The sequence below is a fragment of the uncultured Mucilaginibacter sp. genome (assembly GCF_937859865.1).
Lineage (GTDB): Bacteria > Bacteroidota > Bacteroidia > Sphingobacteriales > Sphingobacteriaceae > Mucilaginibacter_A.
Genome location: NZ_CALMAT010000130.1, coordinates 57,123 through 74,769 on the forward strand (window position 1 = coordinate 57,123; position 17,647 = coordinate 74,769).

Below are 17,647 nucleotides of genomic sequence, written 5' to 3' on the forward strand. Positions count from 1 at the left end.
ACGATAGGAGGAATCTTCTTTGAAGCGTTAGTTATTTTAAGGTGATAAAAGAAGCATACTTTCTGCTTTGAAGAAGATTTCTCCCGTTGGTCGAAATGACAAGATGCTTCTTTTACCGGTGTTTTTTTAGAATTTTTTACATGGAAGGATTAAAAACCGCAACCGGTGCATTTTTCATTGCCAAACTAAAAGCTTCCAAAAAACGGTCAGCATGAGCTTTAGTCAAATTTAAAGCAGGCAGCAAACGGATCACGTTTGGTTTGGCTTCTCCTGTAAAAATATGGTATTTAAATAAAAGTTCCGCTTTAACATGTGCCAACGTATCCGGCAAATCAATCCCGATCATCAAACCACGGCCGCGTACTTCTTTTACCTGCTCAAATTTGCGGAGTTCTTCGATTAAATAACTGCCAACTTCGGCTGCATTTTGCATCAGGTTATCCTGTTCCATTACTTCTAAAACCGCTAAACCGGCAGCGCAAGCCAAATGGTTTCCGCCAAAAGTTGTTCCGAGCATGTAATAAACCGGTTTTATTTTGGGCGAAATCGAAATGCCGCCAATCGGGAAACCATTGCCCATGCCTTTGGCCATCGTATAAATATCGGCATCAACGCCAGCAAAATCATGCGAGTAAAATTTACCGGTACGGCCGTAACCGCACTGTACAGAATCGGCAATAAAAACAGCACTATAATGATTGCAAAGCGAACGGATTTTTTGCAGAAAACTTTCCGCAGCAACTTGGATTCCACCAACGCCTTGGATGCCTTCAATAATCACCGAAGAAATTTCATTTTCTGCAAAAGCCTGTTCTAAAGCAGCTTCATCATTCCAAGGCAAAAAAATAACGTTATCCGTTTCATTTACCGGCGCAACAATTTTAGGATTATCGGTAACCGAAACCGCCAGAGAAGTACGGCCATGAAAGGCTTTCCTAAATGCAATTACTTTCTTCCTGCCATTGTAAAAGGAAGCCAGTTTCAACGCGTTTTCGTTTGCTTCTGCACCAGAATTGCATAGAAACAATTGGTAATCTTCCCGACCGGAAACTTTTCCTAATTTTTCTGCAAACTCTTTTTGGATAGGAATTTCGATGGAATTACTATAAAAACCCAACTGGTGCAACTGGTTTTCCAATCGCTCCACATAATGCGGATGCGTGTGGCCGATAGAAATTACCGCGTGGCCGCCGTATAAATCCAAGTATTCCTGGCCTTGATCGTCCCAAACTAAACTGCCTTGTCCGCGAACAATATTTATGTGGTTGATTGGGTAAACGTCAAATGGTTTCATGTTTTAAAGGTAAAAGGTATTGAGGTAAAAGGATAAAGGTGAAAAGCAAATTTGCTAATTGGCGCGTAAATATTTGATAAAAGAAATCAGCATTGCTTTCACTTCATTTACTGATTTATTGATTGCATCATGAAGGGCAGGTAAAATATATGAAAGATCAAAGATTAACAGGCAAGTATATTCAACTTCGTTTGCAGAACCTAAAGCAATATCTAAATAATGAACAAAATCTTTATTGGTATTTTTGCCGCAACCTTCAGCAATATTTAAAGGTATAGAATAAGTAGAACGGCGTAGTTGACTGGTCAAAGCAAACTTTTCTTCGACAGGCATTTTGGGCAAAACTTCTTTATAAATAAACAATGTAAGTTGATGGCCTTTCGACCATACATCTAATTTTTTGTAATCTCTCATACTGTTTTTATCACCTGTTTTTGTGTGAAGTTGATTTCTGCCTTTTACCTTTCAACCCTTCGCCTTTCACCTTAAAACGCATTGGCCTTCAATTTTAGCCCTGCGGTTTCTTCCAAACCAAACATCAAATTCATGTTTTGTACTGCTTGTCCGGATGCGCCTTTTAGCAGGTTGTCCATAATGCTGATAACGAAAATTTTGTTGCCGTGTTTTTTGATTTGGATAAAGCATTTGTTGGTGTTTACCACCTGCTTTAAATCAATATCGCGAATTGTAACATGCGTAAAAGGATGTTCGGCATAATAATCCGAGTATAACTTTAGTGCTTCCTCTTCGGTTAAATTACATTCGGTATAAATGGAAGCTAAAATGCCGCGTGTAAAATCGCCGCGGTAAGGGATAAAATTAAGCCGGTTTTCATCGCCGGGATAAACCGGAAAATCGGATTGCAACTGGTTTAACGACTGGCTGATCTCTTTTAAATGCTGGTGGTTAAAAGCTTTGTAAACTGATAAATTATCATTGCGCCACGTAAAATGCGAAGTAGGTGAAAGGCTTTGCCCAGCTCCGGTTGAGCCGGTTGTTGCCGAAATATGTACTTCTTTTACCAGCATATTTTTTGCCGCTAAAGGAAGCAAGCCCAACTGGATGCAAGTTGCAAAACAACCGGGATTGGCAATGTTGAATGCTTCTTTTATGGCACTTTTATTGAGTTCGGGAAGACCGTAGACGAAGGAGCGGGGAGCGGAATTTGAGGTGTGCGTTTTTCCTTCCAACCTTTCACCTTTTACCTCAAAACCTTTCGCTTCCTTCAACCTAAAATCCTGACTTAAATCAATAACTTTTATATGTTCTGCAATTGGATTTGCTTCCAGAAATTTCTGTGCATCACCATGCCCAACGCATAAAAACAAAACATCTATTTCATCCGATAATTCGCTGCTAAATTTCAATTCTGTATCGCCAAAAAGATCCGTATGAACTTCGTACAAAAAGTTTCCGGCGTTACTTTTACTGTTTACAAAAGCGATTTCTACGTTTGGATGATTGAGTAAAATGCGCAACATTTCGCTGCCAGTATAACCTGCGCCGCCAATAATTCCGGCTTTGATTTTTTGTTCTGTCGAAGCCATCTGCTTAGTTTTCTTTCGCTCCGTTTACTTTATGATAAATCACCGTTTGGTTGCCAAATATTTTGGAAAATCCTTTCACATCGTCGCCGGTCCAGGTGTTGTTCATTTCGCCGTAACTGCCAAACTTGTTTGACATTAAATCATATGCCGATTCAATTCCTAAAACCTGAAAACGGTAAGGATACAATTGTACAAACACTTTTCCCGAAACGTTTTGCTGTGTATCAGTCAGAAAAGATTCAATATTGCGCATAACCGGATCGTGAAACTGGCCTTCGTGCAGCCAATTTCCGTAGAAAGACGAAAGCTGGTCTTTCCAGCTCAATTGCCATTTGGTAAGTGTATGTTTTTCTAAAGTATGATGCGCTTTGATGATAACCATCGGCGCAGCAGCTTCAAAACCAACGCGGCCTTTGATGCCAATAATGGTATCGCCAACATGAATATCGCGGCCAATGGCATAAGGCGAAGCCAGCTCCTGCAAGTGTTGGATGGCTTTGGTTGGATGATCGAAAGTTTCATCGTTAATGGCAATTAGTTCACCTTGTTTAAATTCAAGCGTTACTTTTTCCGAGCCTTCTTTCGTGAGTTGTGTTGGCCAGGCATCGTCCGGCAAACCTTCGTGCGAAGTCAGCGTTTCTTTTCCGCCAACAGAAGTTCCCCAAATACCTTTGTTGATGGAGTATTTGGCTTTCTCGAAATTCATTTCCACACCGTGCTCTTTCAGGTATTTAATTTCTGCTTCACGGCTCAATTTTAAATCGCGGATTGGCGTGAGGATTTTTACTTCCGGGATCAGGATATTAAAAATCATATCAAACCGAACCTGGTCATTACCCGCGCCGGTGCTTCCGTGGGCCACATAATCGGCACCTATTTTTTTTGCGTACAAAGCAATTGCCGTAGCCTGGCTCACACGTTCAGCACTTACAGAAAGCGGATAAGTATTGTTTTTCAACACGTTTCCGTAAATCAAATAGCGGACGCAGGTGTTGTAAAAGTTTTCTGTTTCATCAACAACCGCGTGCGAAACAACGCCCATTTTATAAGCACGGCGTTCAATATCGGCCAATTCTTCGGCACCAAAACCGCCGGTGTTTACAATCACGGAATGAACTTCCAAATTCAAATCCTGCGACAAATAAATGCTGCAAAACGAAGTATCCAAACCTCCGCTAAAAGCTAAAACTACTTTTTCTTTCATGGTTAAATATCAGTTAGTTTGGTAATGCCCAAACCTAAAGTTTCAATTGTTTTGGTAGATTTTTTCAGCGCATTTTCGATACGTTCCAGCAGCGTTGCTTTGTGGCTTAGCTTTTTCATTTTATCTTCAATCTCTTTTGCCTTTTCTGCCGGATCAAAAAGCATGGCCGTACACATGCAGTTTTTGCGTTCTTTGCTCATCAAAATATCGTAGTTAACGCAGCTTTTGCAGCCTTGCCAAAACGCTTCATCTTGCGTTAATTCTGAGTAGGTAACGGGTTCGTAACCTAATTCAGAGTTGATTTTCATCACAGCTAAACCAGTAGTTAAACCGAAGATTTTGGCATCAGGATATTTTTTGCGGGACAATTTAAAAACTTCTTCTTTAATGGCTTTTGCCAACCCGACTTTCCTAAACATCGGATTCACAATCAAACCGGAATTGGCCACAAACTGCCCGTGGCTCCAGGTTTCGATGTAACAAAAACCTGCCCAGGTGCCGTCTTTGTGCAGCGCTATGACTGCTTTGCCTTCCAGCATTTTATTGGCTACATATTCAGGCGAACGTTTGGCAATGCCGGTTCCGCGTGCTTTGGCAGATTCGGCCATTTCATCACAAATCTGCGGGGCATAATCTGCGTGTTCGCCTGTGGCTACCTGTATTTTAAAATCTTGAATGGTCATGGAGAAATACAAATATTTTCCGTTAAAATAAAAATGCTTTTAACGCCGGAAGTTAATTTTAAGGCAATTGCACAAGCCTTTTTTCCGACAGGTGAATGTGTATTTGCAGGAAACGGTTTAAATCCGGGAAATGTAAATCCGTCGTCGTTTTAACGAAAAGAGGCGGGTAGAAACCAAAACTAACGCAGTTGCAACCGGAGCAAAAACCGCTCTGACAGTAGGCAAAATATAGCGTTGTTGATTCATTATTTGTCTAATTTAAAATGCTGCAATTATCGCGTTAATTTTTTGATTATACTACGTGCATTTTCAAAAGTTACATTAAAGACAAATTCTTTGCCGCGAAGTTTAAAACCTGTTTAAAATTTACTTATTCAGGTTTACATACTTCTTTTACCCTATAAAAATTGGTGTAATTGGTTTGTGCTTTGTTAAGTTGGCGCAGGCACCAATTTTTATAGGGTAAAAGAAGCATCGCCGTTTTTACTTGGATCTGTTTAAACAGTTTCCTTAACTGCAAATGTTGATAAGTTTGTTGATAAAATGTGGAAAAGTAGCAATATTAAAAGCTAAAATTATTGGTAATTATGTGAATGGAAACATTCAAACTAAACCCATTTGCCAAGTTAGTTAGCCAGGACTACCTGCTTGTTATCACACCAAGCGAAGAAGTTGTTTCGGAAGTGCGAAAATTGAAAGACTTCGCGAAAAAGCTGATCGGCTATTATCACTCCTTTAATAGTAAAGCGCATATCACGGTTAACCATTATTACGACGGTAAAGCTTTGTTTTTTGATGAACGCGTGCCAACTTGCAAAAGCATGACGGGCCGGATAGATGTTTTCGAGATCAAAATTTGCGGTTTTGATTTTTTTGAACACCAAGGCAATTACACCATTTATGCCAAAGTGGAATTAAGCCAAAACATCAAAGCAGCTTTTTCCAGGTTTAAAAAAGTTTTTGGTGCTGATGTTCCGCAAACGCCGCACATTACCATTGCCAGGTCTTTGTCTTACAATCAATATAAATTATTGTGGTATTATTTTAAAAAGCAAAGCTTTGAATGCTCTTTTTATGCCGATGAAATTGTGGTGCTGAAAACACCAACACGCAGGTTTTACAAGTTGCCGATGGAAGTTGAAACAGGGTTTAAGCTGAGAAACGTAGTTTAGTTAAATGTGTTAGGTAATGCCGCCGCACATTACAATTGCAAAAAATATTTCTAAAGAAAAAGCCGATTGGTTATGGCAGTATTTTGCAGGCCTGAAATTTGAATACTCTTTTTATGCCGATAAAATCAGTGTGCTGGAAACACCCACGCGCAAGTTTTTCAACCTGCCGATGCGTGTAAAAGCAGAGATCGGATTGGCGGCCGCATCATAAAAAAAATAAGGATTGTTATTTTGATGCGCTTGTTTTAATAATTTTTCTACTTTTGTGGCGGGTAAGTCTTCTACGACCAGCTCCTCTTGAACTCCCTCAGGGTGGGAACGCAGCAAGGGTAGAGAGTTGTAGCGGTGCGATAGGAGTAGCTTACCCATTTTTTATTTTTCAAACAACCTTTCCCTTTTTTAAATTATATCGTAGCCGGAGTTTTTTCCGGCTTTTGTTTTTTAATGATTTTTTACCGGTAAAAGAAGCATCAGGAATTTGTTAAAACCGATGATGCTTTTTTTATCACACTAAAATTTATGTTGGATTTATTGATTATCGGCGGCGGGCCAATTGGTTTGGCCTGCGCACTCGAAGCAAAAACTAAAGGTTTAACTTACCTGATTGTAGAAAAAGGCACGCTGGTTAACTCCTTATATAATTACCCTGCGGGGATGACTTTTTTTTCCACTTCGGATAAATTGGAGATTGGCGGCGTTCCGTTTGTTTCCAACAGCATCAAACCAACGCGTGCCGAATCGCTGGAATATTACCGGCGCGTAACCACTTCCAATCAATTAAATATCCATTTGTTTGAAGCCGTTTTAAGCAATCAACTTAAAAACAATCATTACGAAATCACCACAACCAAAGCAGTTTATCAGGCTAAAAACATCATTATTGCCACCGGTTTTTACGATGTCCCGGTGAAGATGAATATTCCGGGAGAGGATTTGCCAAAGGTTAGGCACTATTATAAAGACCCGAACTTTTACACCTTTCAAAAAGTTTTGGTAGTTGGCGCCAGTAATTCTTCGGTTGATGCCGCGCTGGAAACTTTTCGAAAAGGCGCAGAAGTAACGATGGTTGTCCGCGGCGATGACATCAGCGAACGTGTAAAATATTGGGTTAGGCCGGATATCATCAACCGGATTAAAGAAGGAACGATCAAAGCATATTATCATTCTAACTTGGTTGCAATCCAGGAAAACGAAGTGGATATCCAAACGCCAGAAGGATTTATTACGATTCAGAATGATTTTGTGCTGGCTTTAACCGGTTATCAGCCTGATTTTTCTTTCCTTCAAAAAATGGGCATTGCGCTTTCTGCGGATGAAAAACGGCTGCCCGAATACGATCCCGGAACGATGGAAACCAACCAAAAAGGCATTTATCTGGCTGGCGTGGTTTGCGGCGGAATGGACACGCATTCGTGGTTTATCGAAAATTCGAGGGTCCATGCCGAGCAGATTATCTCTAACATTGTAAAGCAAAATGTTCCGGTTTCAGCCCAAATTTAAAAGCTTCTTTAATGCTATTTTTATGCGATAAAAGAAGCATTTGGGTAAATTCAACAAATTTTATATATTTATCAGGTTCTAATAAGCCAACAATACATTCATTACCATAGCTCAGACTTTTGACATTTACCGATTTTAACTTCGATCCAAAACTACAGGAAGGATTGGACAGCATGGGTTTCCGAAAACCTACGCCGATACAGGAACAAGCCATCCCAATTATTTTAAAAAAGCACGATTTGATTGCCTGTGCGCAAACCGGCACGCGCAAAACGGCCGCTTACTTATTGCCGATCATGCACCAGATATGTGTTGCCGAGGAAAAAAGCTTGGTTAATACGTTGATTTTGGCGCCAACACGCGAACTGGTTCAGCAAATTGACCAGCAAACAGAAGGGCTGGCCTATTTTGCAGGCATCAGTTCCATTGCCGTTTATGGCGGCGGCGATGGCATCAGTTACGAGCAGCAGCGCCGGTCGTTGAATGAAGGCGTAGATATTATTATTGCCACACCGGGCCGTTTAATTGCGCATTTAACTTCGGGCGTGGTAAAATTGGGCCAGTTGCAGCATTTGATTTTGGACGAAGCCGACCGGATGCTGGACATGGGTTTTCATGATGATATTGTCCGCATTATTAGTTATCTTCCTCAAAAACGACAAACGCTGCTTTTCTCGGCAACGATGCCTGGAAAAATCCGGGCACTTTCCAACAAAATTCTAAATCAGCCGGAGCAAATTAACATTGCCCTTTCGCAGCCCGCAGTTGGCATTTTGCAGCAGGTTTACATGACTTTCGATCACCAGAAGTTAGCGTTGATCAAATCTATTTTGAAAGAAGGCAATTACGCAAGCACCATCGTTTTTGTATCTACCAAAGAAAAAGTAAAGCAATTGCACCAAGCTTTGCAACGGTCGGGTTTAAAGGTCGAAGCTTTTCATTCGGATCTGGAGCAGGAGCAGCGTGAAAATATTTTGCGTGCATTTAAAAGTCGGCAGTTGCCTATTATCATTGGCACAGATGTTTTGTCGCGTGGAATTGATGTGGAAGGGATTAGTTTGGTGATCAATTATGATGTGCCGCACGATCCGGAAGATTATATTCACCGCATTGGGCGCACTGCGCGCGCCGAAACTACCGGTACAGCGATTACTTTTATAAACGAACGCGACCAGCGGAAATTTAGCGATATTGAAGCATTGATTGGGAAACCAATTAAACGAATGCCTTTGCCGCCAGAATTGGGCGAAAGTCCAATTTATCAACCGGAAGTTAAAAGGGCATCGGGCGGTTTTAAAAAGCCCTGGCGCAAAAAGAAAAGTTAAATGCTTCTTTTACCACCTAAAAATTGATGTTGGCCTGCATACCAAAACGGTTTTCTGTCTTAAATTTAGTCCTAAACTAAATATTGTCTGCTTAATTAGTCAATCCTGCACTACGTTTCTTAATCGTTTGATTAGTTTTTTGTCATCCTTAACTAACTTTTCGCTTTTAAAAGTCAAACACTTAGCTATGGCAAAGCATATTTAACATTATAACTTCAGCTTTTGGCTCATTTTTTAATGAAAGTGTTGTGTTGCAAGTACAAATTTTAAATCGACCATTTGTACGAAGCAGCATAAGAAGTTTAAATAATAACAATTGAAAATGAAACTAAAAGTTACAAAATTAGCCCTCACGCTATCTGTAGTTGGGCTAACAACAGCAGCATTTGCCCAAGACGGAAATTCGGACACAACAAAACGTTTTGACAAAAAAAGTTTTCGCACTTGGTCCATCGGGCTTAATGGTGGTATGCTAACCCACTTTACACCTTTTAACAATGCTTTAAACGGCGATTTTCGTACGCCCGAAGAAACATGGGGCTATGGTGGCTACATCAAAAAGCAAATTTTGCCAGGTTTTGGTATCCAGGCAGATTTCTTAGGCGGTAAAGTAAGGGGTTATCAGGCCAATTATCTTCCTTCCCCAAGTGCAGCACAAAACAACAGCAGTTTTACTACTAATATTGACTGGTCTGCAGCAGTAAGTGCCAACCTTACTATTGCAAATTTAAGCCTTAACCATAAAAGGAGTGCTTTGTCCCCTTATGTAACTGGTGGTGCAGGTTATATGTCTTCCAGTGCAAACGTTCAGGGCCTTCCTACTTCAATCGTTGAAGCTGGAACTTATCACAGAAATTGGTTTGTACCGATTGGCGCAGGTTTAAAATTTGGTTTGTCCAAAACCATCAACATTGATTTAGGCTACACCGTTTCCTTTATGAAAACACCTATTTTTGATGGTGTTCGTGGCGGTTCAAATGATAGGTTTTCTTATGCACACGCAGGTTTAGAATTCTCTTTAGGCAGAAAAAAATCTTCCCAATTAGCCAATTACAGTCCAATTGCAGCACTTAGAGAAGAAAGCGCAGCCGAAAGTGCAGAGTTAAAAGGTTTACTTTCAACATCTGAGCAAAAACGATTGGCAGATGAGCAGGCACAACAACAATTGCAACAGCAATATGCCAAAGATTTGGGCGATGACGATGCCGATGGCGTTGCCAACAAATTTGACAAATGCCCTGGAACACCTGCCGGTACTGCAGTTGATGGTTCTGGTTGTGCTTTGCCAATGAACAAACCTGATGTTAAAGTTTTTGTAACCGAAGAAGACAAACAAGTAGTGAGAGAGGCGATTGCCAACTTGGAATTTGATTTGGGCAAAGCTACTATCCGCCAACACTCTTTTGCCAGCTTAGATAAAGTTGCCAATCTGCTGGTTACCAAAAACTTTACTTTAAAACTTGCCGGACATACAGATAACACGGGTTCTCCAGCGCTTAATTTAAGCCTTTCTAAAGACCGTGCAGAATCTGTAAAACAGTATCTGGTAAGCAAAGGTGCAAACCCATCACGAATTGAAGCAACCGGTTATGGCCAAACCCAACCTATTGCAAGCAATAAAACTGCTGCCGGACGTCAGAAAAACCGTCGTGTAGAGTTTACTATTTTCTAAGGTTAAGAATTAATAACCATTGAAAAAGGTGTGCAGATAATAATCTGCACACCTTTTTTGTGCGTTGGTTTTTGTTGTCAGGAATTAAGGTTTAGGTTTTCGGATACCTTAGCAAACTAAATTAAAATAAAATTTTTTTTAATAGTAAAATATAAATTTAATATAAGTATGTTTGAAATAGATATACAATCAAATTAAAAAACAATAATGAACATTTTTGTAGGAAGCCTTCCATTTTCTTTGGAAGAAACCAAGTTAAAAGAAGTTTTTGAAGCTTATGGTGAAGTGTCATCAGTCAAAATTATCATCGACAAGTTTTCAGGAAGAAGTAAAGGGTTTGGGTTTGTTGAAATGCCGGACGATGCCATGGCGCAGAAAGCAATTGACGAACTAAACGGATCTACAGTTGAAGGCCGTTCTATCGTAGTCAACAAGTCTGAAGACAAAAGGGACGACTCTAGAAAAAGCAGTTTTGGCGGCGGAAACAGTGGTGGCGGCGGCTACAAAGGTGGAAACAGCGGCGGCGGTGGCTATGGCGGTGGCAACAGCAGAGGCGGAAGTGGCGGCTATGGCGGCGGCGGTGGCAGAAGTGGTGGCGGTGGCTACGATAAAGGTGGTTACAAAAGCGGCGGCGGTGGCGGTTACAATAAAGGTGGTGGCCGTAAAGACGAATATTAAACACAATAAGTTTTGCCCGACATTTTAATAAATGTATCCGGCTTTATTGTTTATTTGTACATACTTCTTTTATCTTAAATAAAGGTAAAAGTGAATCTGGATATCATTTTTGCAGTGATAAAAACAGTATAGGTTTATACTGTTTTTATCACTGCAAAAATGATATTTCCTATATTAATGCAATTTTTATAGCTATTGTATTGCCGGTCAATACAGGATTTATATCTTTGCCGAACAATTAGCAAAAAGTGATTTAAAGGTTTAACTACTTGCTAAATGAAGCCAAATACAAATTGGCCCGTTCGTCTAGGGGTTAGGACGTTAGATTTTCATTCTAGAAACAGGGGTTCGATTCCCCTACGGGCTACCCGATGGGACAAGCGTAAACCATTACGGCTTGTCCCTTCTTTTTTTAAAGCCTAAAGCGTTAGAAATCATTACAAATAATCAAATTCACATCCCTGCCGAGAAAACTCTTTACACAAAATCGGGAATGCCCCCGGTTACAATTGATGTGATCTATAAAAGGTTTACTACACAATTATAGTATCTGTAGGAATAGGTAGATTTGTGTTTAAAGGATACCAATACTTTTCCAGGTACTTACAAGTTAGATATATCGAAATTACCGCAATCTGTAGCGACAGAAAATCGGCCCATAGTATTAGTTATAAGTTAAGTACCTGCCAACAGCAAAACTTTTTTCTCCATTAAAATTTTAAAGTATTTAGTTCCTATTATACATTTGAAATACCAAATGCCCTCCACGTACAAGTTGCCGGTGGTTAATCGAGTTCTTTGTATAAGGTTTGTTGTTCCAACTGATAGACCGTACATATTTGTTTTGGACAGAAAGGTTTTTTGCCTCAATTACCAGTGGCTTGCCGCCTGGTAACGCGATTGTTATTTTTTTAAATTGAGGAGCGCCAAACACGTAATCACCGCCAACTGGGTTTACCGGATAAAATCCCATAGCAGTGAAAATATACCATGCAGACATTTGGCCACAATCATCATTGCCGGAGAGTCCGTCTGGTTTATTGAGATAAAACTTTTCGTTGATTTGCCTAACCAGCTCCTGTGTTCTTTGAGGTCGTCCAAACAAGGTAAACAAATAGGCAACATGATGGCTTGGCTCATTACCATGAGCATATTGTCCTATCAAACCCGTAACATCACCAATAAACCCATTTCCTTCTTGCACCTCTTTAAGTTTAAATAATGAATCCAGCTTGGCCCCGGCTTTCTGCTGCCCACCCATTAAACGAATAAGACCGTCAACATCTTGCTGTACAGACCATGTATATTGCCAGGCATTGCCTTCTGTATAATCACCACCGGCATCTCCAGCATGCGCCAACTGCAAAACATTAAAAGGGGTGCGCCATTTGCCAGATGAATCTTTGCCTCTCATTAGGGTAGATGTTGGGTCCAGCAAATTCTTGTAAAAAGAAGCCCTTTTTTCAAAATAAACTTCATCGCTATGCAATCCGAGTTGGCCGGCTAATTTGGCCGCAGCATAATCATCCAATCCAAACTCCAGTGTTCGTGATACCGATTCCTCTTTAACCAAGTCAAAAGGGAGATACCCATATTTGTTATAGATATCCCATGATGATTTAAAATGATTAATGGTGAGGGAGTTTTTAATAGCTTTAAAAGCTTTATCTACATCATATCCTCTGAAACCTTTAAGATAAGCGTCAACAATGATCGGAACAGCATGGTTACCAATCATACAATAATTTTCTTTGCCCCAAAGCGTCCAGATTGGCAAATAACCGCGCTTTTCGCTATGCAGTAACATCGTGTTCACAAAATCGTTCACCTTTTCCGGAGTTAGTAAAGTATAAAGCGGATGTGCTGCCCGATAGGTGTCCCAAAGGGAAAATGTAGAATAATAATTTTTTGTTTTACTTTGGTAAACCTGGTTGTCCGGCCCTCGGTATTTTCCATCTACATCTGCAATGTTGTTTGGTTGGATGAGCAAATGGTAAAAAGAAGTATAAAAACTTGTCTTTTGGTTTGTAGTACCTTCCACGTTAACGCGCGACAGATATTTTGACCAAGCTTTTCTTGCAATATAATGGATTTGATCAAAATCCCATCCTTGTGATTCAGCTTGCAAATTTTTCCGGGCACCATCAATGCTTACGGCAGATATTCCTATTTTAACTTTTAAAAGTTCGCCCGGTTTCAAATTAAAATCAAAAATATAACGGGGAGCTTTTTCACCTCCGGCAATAGGAATAAGGGTTTTCTGGCTAAAAGGCTTGTTAAAAAGAATTACATAATAATAATTCCTGTCAACCCATTGTTTTACCCTGCTGTAGCCTTCAATCGTATGTTGATCAGGAAAGTTGGTACTATTCTCTAAAACATGCTCCTTCAATTGCTGTGCGGATGATACTAACCCCGATTGCAGATCAACCAGCAAATGAGCAATTTTACCATTTGCTGGAAATGTATATTGATGAAAAGCGGTATGCGCGGTTGCTGTCATTTCAGCCTTAACCCCAAAATCGCTAAGTACAACGGTATAGTACCCTGGGCTCGCCTTTTCGGTACGTTTGTCAAAATTACTTTGAAAGTTACCTCTATCCGCACTTCCAGTAAATGGTTGCAGTAAAATATCGCCCAAATCAGGAATCCCTGTTCCGCTTAAATGCGTTTGCGCAAAACCCCATATTTTCTTGTCTTCATAACGGTATCCCGAACAATAATTCCATCCACCGTTACCTGTTTCCGGGCTGGCTTGTACCATGCCAAAAGGTACCGTTGCACCCGGAAAAGTGTGGCCATTATCTGCAGCGCCAATAAAGGTGTTCACATATTTTAGGTTAGTGGTTACCTGAGCCTTGGCTGCTTGATAAGTAAATAGGACTGCCGCAGCAAATAACAGGGTTTGTTTGATTGAGATTTTTGTCACTATTTTAAGTTCAATAAGTAGTATTATTCTCTATATAAAAATTTATTGGGCAAGATTGCATTATGTATTTAGCAATAGCCAAATTAATACATTTTTGCTTTCATGTTTATTAAGCGCCTGTTTAAAAATTAAATGAAAGAAATATTACAGGTTTAGATAAACCAGTTAGGCTGTTCTTTTTGTGGTGGCGAAACCTTAAAAAGATGTACCCGACCAATCTATCAGAAACCCCGTGGCAATTTATAAAGAAAACCTTACAGTTAAGGGAAAGAAAAAGGAAGCATAGTTTACGTTCTGTTTGGAACGGCTAACTTTTGCTTAGCGAAAACAGGAAGTTTGAACGGCTATGACGGGAACAAAAAAGAGTAAAAGGCATCAAGCGGCGCGAAGACCATTACCGAGAGCAAAAAGATAAAACGCTGAAAAAGCCAGGCCGGTAAGAAGGTTACTTTGTTGGTCAATTTCCAATGCTTCTTTTACCGCATAAAAATTGGTGGGTTTTATAGCTATTGCAATCATGAAATTTTAGTGCTAAAAGAAGTATCGTTATTAAAAATGATTTTTAAATTTTCCTTTTGAGGATAAAAACCAACATAAATAAAGTATTGGATTAATTATTTTGATGATTTGCTTTTTTCAAAAGCATCATATTTTCTTAACACAGATTTAACTTAGAATCCACATAAACTGTTGTAATTTGAGCCTTATTGTTTAAAAGCCAAATTGCTTTTTGTTGTACACTGAGCATAGTTTTTTTAAATCTCTATCATTCAAATTATGCTCCTGGTGTTAAACGCAATCAACTTTCCTTTTGTCGGTGCAATCGGTTTAAGCGGTTTTATACTGGTTGTGTTCTTCATCTGTTTTTTTGCTGTATTGGCCTTTGAGTTTGTCAACGGTTTCCACGATACGGCCAATGCAGTGGCAACGGTCATTTACACTAAAACGCTTAAACCTTATCCGGCAATTGTGTGGTCGGGTTTGTGGAATTTTCTGGGTGTTTTTGTAATCGGCACAGCAGTAGCCATGAGCCTGCTCAAGTTAGTGCCTTTAGAAAAGCTGATAACTTTGCCGGTGCAGGTAGGCGCCTGTTTGGTTATTGCCATTCTTTTAAGTTCCATCATCTGGAATTTAGGCACTTGGTATTTGGGCATTCCCTTATCCAGTTCTCATACTTTGATTGGCGCAATGGTAGGGGCAAGTATCGGCTTTACTTATTATTACGGCGGAAGCGGCGTTAACTGGGGCAAGGCCAAAGAAATAGCCTTGTCCTTATTCATTTCCCCGGTTATTGGTTTTGCAGGTTCGGCTTTGCTGATGTATTTGGAAAAGAATTTTATCAGATCGAAAAGGTGGTTCCACGCACCCAAAAGCGATGAAGATAAACCACCTTTTGCAATCCGGGCATTATTGGTTGCCACCTGCACTTTAGTAAGCTTTTTTCATGGCAGTAATGACGGGCAAAAGGGCGTTGGTTTGATGATGCTGGTTTTGATAGCCTTTTTACCTGCTTCGTTTGCATTGAACAAAACGGTCTCCAACGAAAAAATACTTGTCCTGCTTAACAATACAGAAGAAACTTTGCACAAAATACCTTTAGAAACCAGTAAACAAAAAGCCGTCGTTTTTAAATTGAAAACGCAAATAGAACAAGCCAAATTCCAATTATCGAAGTTAAATTCAGACAACATCAAGCAAAAGTTTGGATTCCGTAAACAATTGCAAACCATAACAAGCGCTATAAAAACAGTGGCCGCCGATAAAGAAACCAGGTTACCAGATCAATTAAAAAAACTGTTGGAGGCCGATGAAAAAGGTTTAGAAAAAGCTACCGATTTTGCACCGCTGTGGGTACTTGCCGCTATTTCTTTGTCTTTAGGTTTAGGCACGATGATTGGCTGGAAACGCATCGTTGTAACCATTGGCGAAAAGATAGGGAACGAAAATCTGAACTACGCGCAAGGCGCCACTGCCGAAATTGTGACTGCCGCAACCATCGGGTTAAGCACCGGGCTTGGCTTGCCGGTAAGTACAACCCATGTACTTTCAAGCGGGGTTGCTGGTGCCATGGCTGCTTCAAAAGGTACAAAAAGTTTAAACTTTAAAACACTTCGCAGCATTGGTATTGCCTGGCTGCTTACTTTGCCTGCTGCTATTGTTTTATCTTTGCTTTTGTTTATGTTCTTCCACCTTTTTGTTTGATTGTTTGCGCGTAAGTGTATTTCTTGACAAGAAAAAGTAACCATAAAACCGTTAGCCAGAATTTTTTTCAAAACATTTATTAAAGTTGTTTAAGCTTTTTTCCGGGCCCTCTTTTTTGGGTTGATGCTTCTTTTAGCACCTAAAAATCATTGGCTCATTGTTTTTGTGCCGATGCAACAGTAAACACCAAATTTACCGGCATAAAAGAAGCATTGTGATTTTTTACGATATAGGCTTAAACAGGCCCTTAATGCATTGCATTCTTTTTTTTTGATAAGTATACCTATATTAGGTTCCCAAACTTTTGTCGGCAGGATGCCCTAAAGTTTAATTATCAACCTAAAATGTATAAACCGGCTACCATTAAAGATATTGCGCTTGCATTGCACCTGTCCTCATCAACTGTTTCAAGGGGCTTAAGCGATAGCTACGGGGTCAGCGAGAAAACGAAAAAGATTATTACAGAATATGCCAAAAAGGTTAATTACCAGTCAAACCCGATCGCTTTGGGCCTTAAAAAGAGGCGTAGCTATTCGATAGGCATCGTAGTCCCCGAATTGGCCAACAGTTTTTTTTCGCAGGCCATAGCCGGCGTTGAATCAATTGCCTACGAGAATGGCTACCATATCATCATTACCCAAACACATGATTCGTCTGAAAGGGAACTGATCAACGTAAACCACCTGGCGCAACGATCGGTTGACGGCTTGTTGATATCCATGTCGTCCGGCACTTCCGATTACAGTTTTTTAAAAAAATTGCATGACAACGGGCTGCCTATCGTTTTATTTGATCGGATCATCAACGAGATTGAAACTTTTAAAGTTACTTCCGACAACTTTAGCGGTGCTTTTGATGCAACTGTATCTTTGATCCGTTCGGGGCATAAAAAGATTGCACTTTTGGCAAATGCGCCGCAACTGTCTATTACGAATGAACGTTTTTCTGGCTATAAAAAAGCTTTGGCCGATCATCAAATCCCTTTCAGGCCGGAGTTGGTAAAAAACTGCTGCAAAGGCGGAAGCGATTATCAGGAGGTGGAAGATGCGGTTAAGGAATTACTGGCCCTGACCGACAAACCAAATGCGATATTTATCAGCAGCGACCGGATTAGTATCTCGTGTATCAGGGCGTTAAAAAAAATAAAATTTGATCCTCAGAAAATAATGATTGTTGGTTTTTCAAATTCCGACATCGTTGATCTTTTACAGCCCTCTATTTCTTATGTCAGGCAAAAAGCTTTTGAGATGGGCCGGACCGCTGTTGAAATGCTGTTAAAACTTATTAACAGCAAGTACCCCATTACTGAATTTGAGACAAAGATATTGGATACAGAATTACACTGGAAAAATGACGCCCCGAAAAATATATGATGCTTCTTTTATGCCTGTAAATTTTAAATCGGTAATTATAATCCTGTTTAAGTTTTTGTCATAAAAAA

15 protein-coding genes, 1 tRNA gene and 1 other RNA gene are annotated in these 17,647 nt (G+C 40.0%); 10 read left to right on the forward strand and 7 right to left on the reverse strand.

All coding sequences use genetic code 11. The annotated features are described in order from the left end of the window. Positions 1–136: 136 nt before the first annotated feature. The 5 genes from Q0192_RS14310 to Q0192_RS14330 all read right to left on the reverse strand — a co-directional run bounded on the left by Q0192_RS14310 (position 137) and on the right by Q0192_RS14330 (position 4,728). Positions 137–1,294, reverse strand: coding sequence for an aminotransferase class III-fold pyridoxal phosphate-dependent enzyme (locus Q0192_RS14310; RefSeq protein WP_299290286.1), 1,158 nt, complete (start codon positions 1,292–1,294; stop codon positions 137–139). A gap of 54 nt (positions 1,295–1,348) precedes the next feature. After that, the gene (locus Q0192_RS14315; protein WP_299290288.1) at positions 1,349–1,708 is read right to left on the reverse strand and encodes a four helix bundle protein; all 360 of its coding nucleotides are present in this window, start codon (positions 1,706–1,708) and stop codon (positions 1,349–1,351) included. Positions 1,709–1,779: 71 nt separating this feature from the next. After that, positions 1,780–2,841: an N-acetyl-gamma-glutamyl-phosphate reductase gene (argC, locus tag Q0192_RS14320; protein WP_299290290.1), complete on the reverse strand. Its 1,062-nt coding sequence runs from the start codon at positions 2,839–2,841 to the stop codon at positions 1,780–1,782. A 4-nt stretch (positions 2,842–2,845) separates the two neighbouring features. Then, positions 2,846–4,045 carry an argininosuccinate synthase gene (argG, locus tag Q0192_RS14325; protein ID WP_299290292.1) on the reverse strand — a complete coding sequence of 400 codons (1,200 nt, stop codon included), beginning with the start codon at positions 4,043–4,045 and terminating at the stop codon, positions 2,846–2,848. A 2-nt stretch (positions 4,046–4,047) separates the two neighbouring features. After that, positions 4,048–4,728, reverse strand: coding sequence for a GNAT family N-acetyltransferase (locus tag Q0192_RS14330; RefSeq protein WP_299290294.1), 681 nt, complete (start codon positions 4,726–4,728; stop codon positions 4,048–4,050). Positions 4,729–5,321: 593 nt separating this feature from the next. On the opposite strand from Q0192_RS14330, the gene Q0192_RS14335 reads away from it, so the two are divergent. From Q0192_RS14335 to Q0192_RS14370, 8 genes are all read left to right on the forward strand, one after another. Next, a complete protein-coding gene (locus tag Q0192_RS14335) occupies positions 5,322–5,900 on the forward strand; it encodes a 2'-5' RNA ligase family protein (protein ID WP_299290296.1) in 579 nt (192 codons plus the stop codon). A 16-nt stretch (positions 5,901–5,916) separates the two neighbouring features. Then, complete coding sequence (locus Q0192_RS14340; RefSeq protein ID WP_299290298.1) at positions 5,917–6,111, forward strand: hypothetical protein; 195 nt, start codon at positions 5,917–5,919, stop codon at positions 6,109–6,111. Positions 6,112–6,170: 59 nt separating this feature from the next. Next, positions 6,171–6,270, forward strand: an RNA gene (ffs, locus tag Q0192_RS14345) — signal recognition particle sRNA small type. Between the two features lie 149 nt (positions 6,271–6,419). Further along, positions 6,420–7,400, forward strand: coding sequence for a YpdA family putative bacillithiol disulfide reductase (locus tag Q0192_RS14350; RefSeq protein ID WP_299290301.1), 981 nt, complete (start codon positions 6,420–6,422; stop codon positions 7,398–7,400). Between the two features lie 119 nt (positions 7,401–7,519). Beyond that, entirely contained in the window at positions 7,520–8,725 is a 1,206-nt protein-coding gene (locus tag Q0192_RS14355) for a DEAD/DEAH box helicase (protein ID WP_299290302.1), read from the forward strand. A gap of 322 nt (positions 8,726–9,047) precedes the next feature. Beyond that, positions 9,048–10,397, forward strand: a complete 1,350-nt coding sequence (locus Q0192_RS14360; RefSeq protein WP_299290303.1) for an OmpA family protein — start codon at positions 9,048–9,050, stop codon at positions 10,395–10,397. Positions 10,398–10,604: 207 nt separating this feature from the next. Further along, the gene (locus Q0192_RS14365) at positions 10,605–11,075 is read left to right on the forward strand and encodes an RNA-binding protein (protein ID WP_299290304.1); all 471 of its coding nucleotides are present in this window, start codon (positions 10,605–10,607) and stop codon (positions 11,073–11,075) included. Positions 11,076–11,370: 295 nt separating this feature from the next. Then, positions 11,371–11,442: transfer RNA gene (locus Q0192_RS14370), tRNA-Glu, on the forward strand. 360 nt (positions 11,443–11,802) lie between these two features. On the opposite strand, the gene Q0192_RS14375 is transcribed toward Q0192_RS14370, so the two are convergent. Together Q0192_RS14375 and Q0192_RS14380 are read right to left on the reverse strand one after the other, a co-directional pair. Further along, a complete protein-coding gene (locus Q0192_RS14375; protein WP_299290305.1) occupies positions 11,803–14,004 on the reverse strand; it encodes a GH92 family glycosyl hydrolase in 2,202 nt (733 codons plus the stop codon). A gap of 375 nt (positions 14,005–14,379) precedes the next feature. Beyond that, entirely contained in the window at positions 14,380–14,523 is a 144-nt protein-coding gene (locus tag Q0192_RS14380) for a hypothetical protein (RefSeq protein WP_299290306.1), read from the reverse strand. Positions 14,524–14,781: 258 nt separating this feature from the next. Between Q0192_RS14380 and Q0192_RS14385 the strand changes: the two genes are divergently transcribed. After that, on the forward strand, positions 14,782–16,206 hold the full coding sequence (locus Q0192_RS14385; RefSeq protein WP_299290307.1) for an inorganic phosphate transporter: 1,425 nt from the start codon (positions 14,782–14,784) through the stop codon (positions 16,204–16,206). Positions 16,207–16,550: 344 nt separating this feature from the next. Then, a complete protein-coding gene (locus Q0192_RS14390) occupies positions 16,551–17,579 on the forward strand; it encodes a LacI family DNA-binding transcriptional regulator (protein ID WP_299290308.1) in 1,029 nt (342 codons plus the stop codon). Positions 17,580–17,647: the final 68 nt, after the last annotated feature.